12 protein-coding genes are annotated in these 12,673 nt (G+C 42.8%); 5 read left to right on the top strand and 7 right to left on the bottom strand.

Annotated elements, in window-relative coordinates:
- Positions 1–688 precede the first annotated feature (688 nt).
- Positions 689–1,885 (bottom strand): MFS transporter, encoded by a 1,197-nt coding sequence (locus AC1DQW_RS00430; RefSeq protein WP_477452329.1) that lies wholly within the window; start codon positions 1,883–1,885, stop codon positions 689–691.
- 122 nt (positions 1,886–2,007) lie between these two features.
- Complete coding sequence (locus AC1DQW_RS00425; RefSeq protein WP_477452573.1) at positions 2,008–2,244, bottom strand: cupin domain-containing protein; 237 nt, start codon at positions 2,242–2,244, stop codon at positions 2,008–2,010.
- On the opposite strand from AC1DQW_RS00425, the gene AC1DQW_RS00420 reads away from it, so the two are divergent.
- On the top strand, positions 2,179–2,583 hold the full coding sequence (locus AC1DQW_RS00420; RefSeq protein WP_477452328.1) for a YceI family protein: 405 nt from the start codon (positions 2,179–2,181) through the stop codon (positions 2,581–2,583). The two genes, AC1DQW_RS00425 and AC1DQW_RS00420, sit on opposite strands and share 66 nt — an antisense overlap.
- A gap of 94 nt (positions 2,584–2,677) precedes the next feature.
- Here AC1DQW_RS00420 and AC1DQW_RS00415 read toward each other — a convergent pair whose 3' ends face one another.
- The 5 genes from AC1DQW_RS00415 to AC1DQW_RS00395 form a co-directional block, all read right to left on the bottom strand.
- Entirely contained in the window at positions 2,678–3,373 is a 696-nt protein-coding gene (locus AC1DQW_RS00415) for a response regulator transcription factor (protein ID WP_477452327.1), read from the bottom strand.
- Positions 3,361–4,707: a sensor histidine kinase gene (locus AC1DQW_RS00410; protein ID WP_477452326.1), complete on the bottom strand. Its 1,347-nt coding sequence runs from the start codon at positions 4,705–4,707 to the stop codon at positions 3,361–3,363. Before AC1DQW_RS00410 ends, AC1DQW_RS00415 begins: the two co-directional genes overlap by 13 nt.
- A gap of 95 nt (positions 4,708–4,802) precedes the next feature.
- Positions 4,803–5,381: a TlpA family protein disulfide reductase gene (locus AC1DQW_RS00405; protein ID WP_477452325.1), complete on the bottom strand. Its 579-nt coding sequence runs from the start codon at positions 5,379–5,381 to the stop codon at positions 4,803–4,805.
- A gap of 171 nt (positions 5,382–5,552) precedes the next feature.
- Positions 5,553–5,924 (bottom strand): response regulator, encoded by a 372-nt coding sequence (locus AC1DQW_RS00400; RefSeq protein ID WP_477452324.1) that lies wholly within the window; start codon positions 5,922–5,924, stop codon positions 5,553–5,555.
- Positions 5,925–6,222: 298 nt separating this feature from the next.
- On the bottom strand, positions 6,223–7,236 hold the full coding sequence (locus AC1DQW_RS00395; RefSeq protein WP_477452323.1) for a proline iminopeptidase-family hydrolase: 1,014 nt from the start codon (positions 7,234–7,236) through the stop codon (positions 6,223–6,225).
- Between the two features lie 399 nt (positions 7,237–7,635).
- Between AC1DQW_RS00395 and AC1DQW_RS00390 the strand changes: the two genes are divergently transcribed.
- From AC1DQW_RS00390 to AC1DQW_RS00375, 4 genes are all read left to right on the top strand, one after another.
- A complete protein-coding gene (locus AC1DQW_RS00390) occupies positions 7,636–8,442 on the top strand; it encodes an alpha/beta fold hydrolase (protein WP_477452322.1) in 807 nt (268 codons plus the stop codon).
- 396 nt (positions 8,443–8,838) lie between these two features.
- On the top strand, positions 8,839–9,711 hold the full coding sequence (locus AC1DQW_RS00385) for an alpha/beta fold hydrolase (protein WP_477452321.1): 873 nt from the start codon (positions 8,839–8,841) through the stop codon (positions 9,709–9,711).
- Between the two features lie 475 nt (positions 9,712–10,186).
- Positions 10,187–10,771, top strand: coding sequence for a DUF6088 family protein (locus AC1DQW_RS00380; protein ID WP_477452320.1), 585 nt, complete (start codon positions 10,187–10,189; stop codon positions 10,769–10,771).
- Position 10,772: 1 nt separating this feature from the next.
- Positions 10,773–11,726 carry a nucleotidyl transferase AbiEii/AbiGii toxin family protein gene (locus tag AC1DQW_RS00375; protein ID WP_477452319.1) on the top strand — a complete coding sequence of 318 codons (954 nt, stop codon included), beginning with the start codon at positions 10,773–10,775 and terminating at the stop codon, positions 11,724–11,726.
- Positions 11,727–12,673: the final 947 nt, after the last annotated feature.

Below are 12,673 nucleotides of genomic sequence, written 5' to 3'. Positions count from 1 at the left end.
TTAAAATCTGTACCGGTCCCTCTGTTAGTTAATATATGCCGGCTGTGATGACTTATCAGCCGACTCCGGCAGCGTAATGTATACTGGTGGCGGAAGGCCGGTCAGACGTTTTATCGTGCTGCAATTTAGATAGAAAACGCTGGATCATGCGGACATCTGTGATCAGATAAGTGATAAGCGTTATCATTAAAATAATACTACATACTGCAACTATAACGCAAATGTATTCAGATTTACTGCCTGCGCGACGAACTTTAAAAATTGCCAAAAACACATTTCCGTCAGCGTTTGTGTTGCTTAATCATCCCATCCCAATGGTCCAGACCATCATAACGTTCAAAGCTTCGGGTTACCACTTTGAATGATAGTCTCACCATGACCTTAACCAGCCGGTGGCCTGTCGAAGGCCTGCTAGACGCGGTAAAAGAAATACTGCAACAGGCTTTTCGGACAGCAAAGATCAGTTACCCATTCTCAGGATGCATTCACATAGGTTAATAAATTAAGGTATTGTAAGCTTAATTTCCCTGGCATTTGAGAGGTAATCGGAAGAATCCGGCAGATAAGAAATTCCATCAAAGATAGAAGAAGCGGATATTCTGATCATGCAGCAGTTATTGCCCGTTAACTGCGTGACACGAATGTTTCGAGCTTTGATGGCCCGAACCATTCAAAAATTACATGTGTATTATTTAGCGACGGGTAAAACGGTTAAGCCTTTACGCCCGCTTATATTCCAGACGCGACTGGAAATGTAGACCAGCGCTGAGACCAGCAAGATCAAAAAAAACATGGCGAGACTCAAATCAACACTGAGCAACGCGATCATTATTAAGGGCCCGCTGCCATAACCCGCAAAAAGATATCCGGACCCTTTAGCCACAGGCCCTATCGGCGATAAACCTGCGCGTGGCAATTTCAGTATGCCAATAAACAAGGGCTGACTGCAACCGAACCCAACGGACATGATGCCCAGTAAGCTTTCTGCCAGCCACAAAGGTAAATTACTCATCAATGCCAGGAGACCGGCAACTGTCAGACCAAGTGCCGCATAAAGGATCGTAATAACCTTTTTATCCAGTTGATAACGATACATCAGTAGGGTGACCACAAAGCCGGGCAGGCCGAAAATAAATAAATCAGTGGCGATGTGAAATTCATTTAACCCGTAATGTGTGGTGAAATAATAACTGATCCAGACAAATACGCCAGAATGGAATACTCCCGTTAAATAAACAAAGCTGTAGATATACCTGCTATTCCGATCTGATCTTGACCTTCCAGCCGCTCTTATTACGAATGGTGCTACTCCCTCATACCTTTCTTGTCTGTCCTTCAGGAAATAGATCAAAAAAAGCAATGCAGCCAGCATCCTGGTGAACCGGTAAAGGCATCTCCAGCCAATGATGTCATTCAACCATCCCCCTAAGCTTGGTCCAAAAGTCATACCGGTCGCCAATGCAAAAATGATCAGCACCATATATTTAAGAGATCGCTTATTCTCATAAGGCCGTAAAGACAACAGTATTGCCGAGGGCAACATCGCACCCGTCCCAAAGCCAGTCAGTGCCCTGATCAATAAGAATACCCCTGCGGATGTGGCCAGACTAAGCATATAGGTACCTACACAAAGCGCTGCCAGGGAAAATAGAAAATACTTGCGGGGATTTACAGCAGGCTTCAGGAAAACCATTCCACCGGCGGCGATCGCAAATGGGATCGCAAACGCAGGCACAGCCAGGTTTACTAAAGAAGAACTGAAATCTTTTGTCAGGGTCGGAGACAGAGGAGCGATAAGATAAGCCTGAAACATCAGCAGCATACACGCTATGCCGGGAATTAAATCAGTGACTGGAAAAACTTGTTTTATACGTTCATGTTGCATTCAACAAATTTCGGGAGGCAAAGGCTTCGATGCATATCATATTAATGATATGTGTTATTACCAGATTAATGCAGGCGGGCCTTCCTGATGAAAATCGCCAGCCGGATTCCCATTTTTGCCGATCACTCCGCTAAAATGATGAACAACGAGTTTCTTTCCGCGCGTTTTATAATACGGCTGCGGTGACCTTTACCTGTGACGTCTTCCATCAACAAGATCTCCCCGGGCGGAAATAAGCGCCGTTCGCCCAAAGAATTTTCTATTTCCACGCCCTGATCGAGTAATACCACAAATTGCCGGCGCGGCGCATTGTAAAAATCATCATAAGCCGGAGATACCTTACGGAATACGAGTTCCATTATAAAACCAAACTACTGGGGCATTTAAAATCTGAAGATTTCTTTAGCGTGGATAAATATCCAACCGCTCAATTTGCAGCAACCCGTATTTCAGATGCAGGCAACGGAAATCTTAACGTAACAGGAAACCTGACGATAAAAGGAATCACCAACCCTATTTCCTTTACCGCAGCTTATAAATTAACCGGAAATACAATGAGTGCAAAGGCGCCAAATGTTAAAGTTGACCGTACGAAATACAATATGAAATTCGGGTCTAAAAGTTTTTTCGAAAGCATCGGTGATAAGGTGATCGATGACGAGTTTATTCTCAATATCAATATCGTGGCTTCAAAATAATGGGATAGTTGTGTTTTGTTTTAAAGACCCGATGTAACCGGGTCTTTTTTATCCGCTAAATTAATTGCAGCTTTATATGAAGACCTGGCGGCTTTTAAACAGCGGCTATTTTCAGCAAATAACCCTGCCCGCGAACATTGATTATTTCCACTGTAGTTTCCTCTTTAAAATGTTTACGAAGCCGTGTGATGTAAACATCCATGCTACGGGCATTAAAGCAATTATCTTCTCCCCAAATTTTGATGAGTGCCAACCGCCGTTCAAGCAGTACATTTTTGTGCTGGGCAAGCAGTAGAAGCAAGTCAGCTTCGCGTTGCGACAAAAAGGTGGCCTTCGAACCAAACAAGAGTTCCTGATACTGGTGACGGAAACGATAATTTCCGATCTGCATCTCCGGGGTGACAGCAGAAGCCGAGCCTGATGCTTTCCTCCGAACCAGCACCTTTAACCGCAAGATCAGTTCCTCCATACTGAAGGGTTTCTTCATGTAATCGTCTGCGCCGGTTTCCAACCCTTTTAATACATCCTCCGTTTGCGTCCGGGCACTCAGAAAAATGATTGGCACCTGGTCATCGATCACCCGGATCTCCGATACAAGTGTAAAACCATCTTTGCGTGGCATCATGACATCGATGACGCAGACGTCCGGTTTAACGGTCTTAAACATTGTCCAACCCTCGACCCCGTTCCTGGCGACATGGAGGACAAAGCCACGCCTCTCAAGAGATTCCTTGACTATGCCTGCCAACACCGGCTCGTCTTCAACCAGTAGCACATCTATCTTTTCCATGCCCGCTCAAATGTAAGTTTAAATGTTGTTCCGTGTCCCAATTCACTGTAAGCGCGCACGGTTCCTTTCATGGCGGTGACTAACTGCCTGACATGAGCCAGACCGATACCATAGCCTTTAACCTCATGTACATCGCCGGTAGACACGCGGTAAAATTTATCAAAAATATAAGGGAGTTCAGGGCCGGGTATACCCTGACCGTAATCCCGCACTATTAATTTCCAGCTCTGCGGAAGCTTTTCCGCCATCATTTCGATCCGGGCTCCGCCGGGAGAATACTTGATCGCATTATCGACCAGGTTCACCAGTATGATTCCAAGCATGTACGGATCGGTCATTATCTCAAAAGAAGCATCGATCCCTATCCGTAAGTTCAAATTTTCGGTCATTTCGAAGCGCCGGGTGACCTGTTGAACGGCCTCAAACAGCATCACCTTTTCATAAACCGGCGTCTGCTTTTGTTCTTCAGAACGACTAAATTCCAGTATCCGCTCGATATCTGTGTCCAGGGTATCGAGTACGGAGGCATTCATCCTCAGGTATCTGTTGAGCGATTCGGGATCATCTGCTGCACCAAAATTGGCCAATGCTTCATTCGATGATTTTAATATGGTTACCGGGGTACGAAGTTCATGCGTAATGTTATTAATAAAGTCAGACTTCATCGTATCCAGCATCATCTGCCGCTTGATTATTCTGCTCATATAATAAAGGCTGCCTGCGGACAGCATAACCATCATGGAGGACAACAGTGCGGGAAAAAAATTGCTGATCATCAGATAATGGTAACCATCAATCATTTCGGCCCTGATCAAAACCGGGTCTTTGTAAAAGTTCACCATAGCGGCTACCTGACCTGGCGATACCATATTCTGTTTTTTGTCTGTATACAGCCGGAAATGCTGGTTAACATTCCCGCGTCGTAACTGCCGGTTGAAGATCGTGGTCAAAGTATCAATATTCAACGGCATATGCTTTTGCTGTGACAACAGTCTGCCCACCAGTGCCATAACTTCAGGCAGATGCTGCCGGTCTACAGCCACGGTAGCGAACTCTGCACTGAAGCGCCGTTTGGAATCCGGCGTATCCAAAGCCAGGGGATCGTTATCCGGTAAGGTCCGCATGAAAAAAGTAAGGGTTGGGTTTTTATGTTTTAAAGAGGTCGGCAACTTATTCTGGCCCAATTGATATTGGTCGATGCTCTGCCTGAGCGCATAGTTGGCGGCCTGTATAAAATTTTCCTTCCTGGTTTTATAATTGAAATAAACCCAATAAAGCTGGCATAGGATAGTGCCACAGGCCGTAACCGTAGCAATCAAAAAAACAAATTTCAATCTCTTTTTCACCGGGAACAAAAATACTTAACATTAGACTTTAAATCTGGACTGTTAACGATGGTTAACAGTCTGTAGAGAGCGGTGCCGATCCTTTAATTAACCATCGCTTTGGTCCGTTCCACGAAACTTATCAATTCCGCTGCACTTTCTGCTGCTGACTGTTTTGGATTATAACCGATCAGCTGATAACGGATGATACCATTTGCGTCAATAATGAATTTTGTTGGGATGCCGGGCATGCCATAGGCCAGGTATTGCTTATTTTGCAGACCTGCAGGACCTGTCTCATCAAAAACTACATGGAAGTCGTATTGATTTTTTTCCATTTGTGCCTTTACGATCTTCTGAAAGCCGGGTGATGTTTCGCGGGTATCAATAAAGAGGAAGACGACATCTTTATTTAGCGCAAAATGATTCAAAGCTTTTTCCATTGCCGGAAAGCTTTGTTGGCAAGGCACACACCAAGTGGCCCAAAAGTCAAGAACAACCACCTTTCCCTTGAAATCCGATAAGGAAACGACTTTTCCCTCAATATCTTTCAAATGAAATTCTGGTGCCTGCCGGTTTAGCACCGGCACACTGTCCTGGGGTGTTAAGAGCGGACCGGCCTTGGCGGGGGCGGCATACGAAAACAATACGACGGCGATCAGGAGGATAATTTTTTGTGACATAGTAGATTTAATCAAGATTTTTTAACAATAATGAAGCAAAGTTATCTTTCGGACCGGGTCGGTTTGTTAACGCTATTGAAAACAGTGTTAAACAGGCTTAACATTGCCGTTGAAGTGAAGCTGCGTTAGTTAGAAATAGCGTGCGGGCCACCCGATACTATAATTTTCAGCTCAAATAGCCTGGTACAACAGGTTTGTATACCTGTCCGCTGTTGCATAAAGACGTTCCAGATCAAAAGGCTTGCAGATGCAGTCATCAAACCCATAACCAAAATAGGTCTCACCGATATTATAATTACAACTTACTGCAATGACCGGCAAGGTCGGGTAAAAACGTTTAATATGGCGGCACCATTCAATACAAAATTTGCCGGCATAAGCAAAATCTAAAAGTATCAGATCCGGTTCATGACGTTCGATTAAAGCCATCAGATCAGTATTAAGATCATGGAGACCTATTGCAGCGAAACCTTCCAGTTCGAGGGCAAGACATATAATCTCCAACAAGTCGGGATCAGGATCAAATATTAGTATAGTTTTCATTAGTTAAGGAAGTATGTAAAGGTTATCACACAACTCCTCAAATTTCGCTTTGTCTTACCTGATCTAAAAATCAACTGACTGATAAGTGCTATAAGTGCGCTGATAGACATCAATTGAAATTATCAAATCCAGCAATTAAAACATTGAATTTTCAAAGCAACGGCAGTGCAGTGGCGAAGCGTGGCCTAAGCTCAATTGATTCGTTCCACGTACCGGACCTGTACTGACATGACTTTGGATTAAAAGTGAAAGGTCCCGCATGTACATGTCATGCGAGACCCGTTCAAGTTTCTCCGGCTTACTTGGTATCGGCTTTAAATTCACCCTGGTCTACTTCTTTTAAAAATGTTGTCAGGGTATTGAAATAGCGTTGCTGGTCGTCATACATGGCCATGTGGCTTCCTTCCGGGCAAAGGTATGTGCGGCTATTTGGCAATAAGCGCCCTTCTTTTTTCATACTCTCCGGATTCATTTCATCGTGAATGCCCCCAAGCACTAATGCGGGGACCTTTATATTAGGTAATCTGGACCAGAAATCCCAGTTTTTGAAGTTTCCGGTAACGTGGAACTCGTCAACGCCCTGCATTTGAACATAGATTGTTTGATTAGCTTTTTTAAATGCGCGGGTCAGTGGTTCCGGCCATTTGTCCAAAGGCAGGCGGCAAATCACTTTTGTATAAAGCTTATCCATCAACAGTTCGGTATATTGTGCTGTCGTATAAGCTTTACGCCGGTCCAATGAATCATAGACGGTCCTGTCGCGGGTGGTAAACAGCCTTTTTTTAAGCGTAGCCGAGTAATCAACGTAGTCCCCGATACTGGCGGTCATATTTGAAAAGACAACTCCTTTTACGTGGGACTGGTACTTGTCAAGGTATTCCATGGCCAACAGGGTACCCCAGGAATGCCCTACAATATAGAAATCATCTAACCCCAGACCTTTACGAACCTGCTCAACCTCTTCTACATAGCGATGGATGTTCCATAAAGATGTATCGGCCGGCGCATCTGAATTACCGCAACCCAACTGGTCGTAGTAATAGATTTCTATTCCTGCCTTCGGTAAAAAATCATCGAAGCATTCCATATAATCATGTGAAAAACCCGGCCCCCCATGCAGGAGCAACACTTTGATCTTTCCATTTCCGACCTTTTTGGTCCATACCTTGTATTTGCCGTCAACGGTAATGAGTCGATTACCACCAGTCTTGATGCTGTCCGCAGTTGCATTTTTAACGGACGGCGCAGCCGGTTGAGGCTGCTTACAAGCGATCAAGGCAGTTATAGCGACCAATAAAAATTCTCTTTTCATAAATAAGTTGTTAAAAAACTAAAAATAGGTAACACCATTTCTCCTCGTGTTAAACCGGTTAACGATAATGTTAACAGGCATTAACAATACTGCCGGGCCGTGCCGTAAGTCTTCATTAACATCACCTGACCAGAGCTTAAACCTGCCATCTAAATAACTGAAATACAAGCTGTAATTATCATCATTTATCTAATTACAGTTATTATCAGGATGATGGCAGATTGCATCTTAAGGGCATAAAAATCGAATACTTTCGCCAATGCTTTGTAAGCCATCCGCTGGGTAGAATCCGGTCCGGGGAACACACGGAAGTTATTGAGAGACCATTAACTGTGTAACCGGCCTTTCAGCCTGGAGTCTGACAGAGCACTATCTATTTAATACTAAAATCAAAAAATCATGAAAACAACAATCTCAAAATTAACCATAGGCGCATCAGCCATGGTGATCATGCTCTTATCTATCGCCTTCCCGGGGACCGCCCAGCAAAATCCAGCGCTTAAGGATGCGGAAAAACCGACGATCATTCTCGTTCATGGTGCTTTCGCCGACGGGTCCTCCTGGAATAAGGTGATACCGATCCTTCAAAAAAAAGGGTATCAGACGATTGCCGTCCAAAATCCCCTTACTTCTTTAAGCGACGATGTAGCAGCGGTCGAACGTGCCATCTCAGAAGTAAAGGGAAAAGTGGTCCTTGTAGGTCACTCCTGGGGTGGAGCGGTCATTACTCAGGCTGGTAACAACGACAAAGTTAAGTCGCTGGTATATGTTGCAGCCTATGCACCGAGCGAGGGCCAAAGTATTGACAGTATAAGCAGGGAAGCCTATGCGGAAAGAAAGGTGCCGAACGTGCCCGGTTTTAACGATCCGGTAATTACTGACGGATATATCCGTCTTAAGGAAGAAGCTATTATCAAATATTTTGCACTGGATCTGCCTTTGCAGGAAGCTAAAAATATAGCCGCAGGCCAGGGCCGTTTTCATGTAAGTACGTTAACAGCCAAGATTACCGTTCCGGCATGGAAAAACAAACCCAGCTTCTTCGTCGTAGCCGATAATGATCAGATTATCTCGCCGCAGGTTGAATCCGAAATGGCGAAGAAGATCCATGCCACTACTTATCATATCCCGGCGAGCCACGTAGTTATGCTGTCCAAACCGGCAGAGGTGGCAGAAGTGATCGTCAATGCAGCCGGTGTCAAATAAACCAAAACCGACTTCGAGTAATAACCCTATGTTCAAAGCATTAAGCCAACCGTCAAACGGGCTTAATGCTTTTTGCATTTGATTGATTTGACTATTACCAACCTCACAATCCATGAGTAAGTTGTTTTGCCGGTAGTCAACATAATATTGATAACATTTATCATTCAGGTAATACACAGTTCATATCCAGTTCAGGTCAGTTGATCTTATATTTGCATGTAAACAATTACAGCAACCAGCGCATTTGATGTACAAGGTGCCACTATTACGGGGCCAAATTACAGCATAGCGTAAAAAGTATTCTTTCGAACCAGTACAAAACTTCTAATGATCGGTGATGGGATCAGCTCTACCCAAAGATAGAGCGTTATGAAATAACAGAGCTTAATTTATATAATGCAAAATCAAACTACCTATAACTACATAGAGGTCGCCGGAGTTAATATTTTTTATCGTGAAGCCGGAGCTAAAGATGCCCCAACCTTAGTTTTGTTACATGGCTACCCGTCATCTTCCTTCATGTTCAAGAACCTGATCGAGCAGCTATCAGACAAGTACCATCTGATCGCGCCGGATTATCCTGGTTTCGGCAAAAGCGAACAGCCAGCTATTACTGACTTTGACTATACATTTGATACATTTGCGTCCATTATTGAAGAGCTGTTAAGCAAATTAAATATTAGCAAATACAGTTTGTACCTGATGGACTATGGTGCTCCCATAGGCTATCGAATTGCCACCAAACATCCTGAAAAAATAGATACTTTGATCGTTCAGAATGGTTGCGCCTATGAGGAAGGCCTGGATACCTTCTGGGAGCCGATCAAAGCATACTGGCATGACCGTCAAAATAAAGAGGCAGAAAACATACTCCGCAGTTTTTTTCATCCTGACGGATTAAAATGGCAGTATACGCACGGTGTCCCTGATACGTCGGTGATCAGTCCCGACAACTGGGAGATGGATCTCCGACACCTGGAACGGCCTGAAAATGCGCAAATACAACTCGATCTGATCTATAATTACCGGACCAACCCGCCCAAATACCCGGAATGGCAACAGTACTTCAAGGATCACGATCCGGAAATGCTGATCGTGTATGGCAAAAACGATTATATATTCCCAGCATCTGTTGCAGAGGCATATAAGAAAGACGTCAAAAACCTGGAATGTCACTTATTTGACACCGGACATTTCGCCCTGGAGAGCCATGGTGTTCAAATAGCGGCGACGATAATAAATTTCCTGGACCGAAAGGTGATCCGATGATATACTCCGGATGCGAAGCAGCCGGTCCCAGGATTCACTGGATTAGCAGCATCCTCATTTTTTGCTTTTCTATAGAGTTTATAAATCATAAACAAAGTTATGATTTTATGACCGTGAGTTCGGGTCAAAATCGTACACTTTGATTTATCAAAAGTTCTTTAAAACGACTCAATAAACCTCAAAGTTAACCCGTGACCTACGCGGTGACTATAAGGATTTGTACGATATATATGATTGAAATATAATGCATTACGAGAATGGTTCGAGTCCCGCCCAACCTCCGTTTCATCAAACATCTTCAATTCGCTTAAAACGCGCATTTGGTCAATAAACTGGTTCGAAATCTGTCCATTTAGGGCAGCAAATGGCATAGAAGTGTTGAAGGGCGATATTGACGTGCATTTTGCATGAATTTTCAATTAAAATATTTATATATTTGTTATATTATTACGATCCTTGTAAAAGGAGAATAGAGATGAGCAAATTGGACGAACTTAAAAAACACTTGAAGCGCGGATATGTTTACCGCAGAGAGGAGCTTGTCCACTGGTCAAAATCTGTTGACCGGCATTTAAGTGCACTGGTAGATGATGGCACACTCGAAAAGCTTTCACAGGGTGTTTATTATTATCCCAAAGAAACTGTATTCGGCCAAACACCGCCAGAAGAGGAAGTGCTTGTCCGTAAATTTTTAAAGGATGACCGTTTTTTGCTAACCTCTCCAAATGTTTATAACACCCTGGGGGTGGGAACTACGCAGCTTTACAATAAACGGACCGTTTATAATCACAAACGGCACGGTGAATTTATGCTGGGTAACCGTAAGTTCGATTTTCAGGTAAAGCCACATTTTCCGACAAAGGTGAGTCCTGAATTTTTAATGGTAGATCTGGTCAATAATTTGGATAAACTGGCAGAAGACAGGCAAGCTATATTAAAGAACGTACTGAACAAAGCCCAGTCGATGGACAAAAGGAAACTGAAGCATTCGGTCAGCACTTATGGAAATGTCCGGGCAAAGAAACTTTTTGAGCCTGTCCTGCAACTTTCAAACGCATAATATGGCCACTGACTTCCTTCACAATCACAAGAACTTTCCCGATCTTTTACGAATACTCGAAAATGAAAAAGGAATACAGGCAGGATTGATCGAAAAGGATTACTGGATTATGCACGTATTATTCGGGCTGAAAACTCAGGGTTTCGATTTCGAGCTAAAAGGCGGCACATCCCTGTCCAAAGGCTTTAAGATCATCGAGCGATTTTCTGAGGATATCGATATCCACATCAAACCTCCCGTCGAACTTAACGTTAATGAGAATCCTAATAATGTGAAACCAAGGAACGTCGAAGCTAAGAAAAACTTCTATGACTGGCTGGCTGGAAATATCAAAATTGATGGTATCATTTCAATAGAACGCGACACAGCTTTCGATAACGAAAAGACATATAATAGCGGAGGAATACGACTGCATTACAGGAATCATAACGACCTTGTTGAAGGAGTAAAAGAAGGAATCTTATTAGAAGCGGGCTTCGATACTGTTACGCCCAACACCAATATCACAATCAGTTCCTGGGCATATGAACGAGCAATGGCAAGCGGAATCGAGATCATCGACAACCGGGCAAAAGATACATCATGCTACAATCCGGGCTACACCTTTGTAGAGAAATTACAGACCATTGCTACTAAATATCGTAAGGAAAAGGAAACAGGCGATACTGGTGTTAATTTCATGCGGCAGTACTACGATATCTATTCCCTTATGGGCACCGAAGAAGTAAAAGAGTTCATTGGCTCTGAAGCATACCTTGCCCACAAAGAAAAACGTTTTCCGCCGCCAGACCTCGCTATCCCCATTAACATAAACGAAGCATTTCTTCTCAATGACAAAGCAACGAGAGAAAACTTCATACAAAGGTACAAAAGTACCGCCGCCTTGTATTATAATGGACAACCAGACTTTGAAACATTATTGGAGCGCCTCAAAGAACACATCGATATCCTTTAAAAGATGGGCAATGCTTTAAAAACCATAGTAAAAAAGCTTCTTATTATCACAAACATCCACAATGGTTCCCATTTTGCTTTTTCCCATCTATGGTGGAATATTGTTGCAAGTGAAATTAAAGGCTCTATAATGAATCATAATACGGCCTTTTTTGTCATGTGAAAATTGTTAGGGTTTGCGATATTTTGTATCTTCGTAAAGTAAGATTTGCAATAAAAATAATCTGCATCAAAAAATGGTTAGTAATTCGGTGCGTAGCCAAATTTAAGCCATATAAAGTATTGTAAGTCAATGGGCTGTGAGTCGTGTTCGATTCCCCTACGGGCTACTTAAAACAAGTTTAAACCACTAACAAATTGATTGTTAGTGGTTTGTTTGTTTTTTAGCTAAGGTGTTTTTTCTGTCAGGCTTTTCCTGCATTCAAGCAATGCTCTGTTAATCAGTTATTTGGATTGTTTTTCAGGTGTTCTAATCCTTTTTGGGGATTCGTTTCGAATACTCATTAAACTCCGAGTTTAAATCTTTATCATTTTCATCATCATCCATTATTATTTCTACTATAAGTTGAGCGATTAGATCTAATAATTCAGCTTCGTTGTTATCAAACTTTGATGTTTCTTTTTTTACGATTCTTTTTGGCTGGTCTTTTTTTTCATTTTAATAATATTAGTTAAAGGCTAATATACCAACCGAAGAGTACAGTAATTATATTGAATAGTTGGAGATTCGGGGAACCTAAGACCACTGCATTCTGAAAATTAGGTCAAACCATTCTGTTTAAAATTGACCGTGTTAAGTATCTCCCCATCAGTTTGCCATGAAATTACCTTTATATTTTGTTATTGATCAAAAAGTACGGAATCTGATGGTCTATCAACGCGGAGTCTCCTTTCATGTGAGGGACAGCAGATATAATTTCGCTGCCCTCTTGCATTTCTTCAAACTAT

Source organism: Mucilaginibacter sp. P5_A4, from assembly GCF_056400605.1.
Note: the sequence above shows the minus strand (reverse complement) of the source record. Positions and strands in the feature narration are given on the sequence as shown.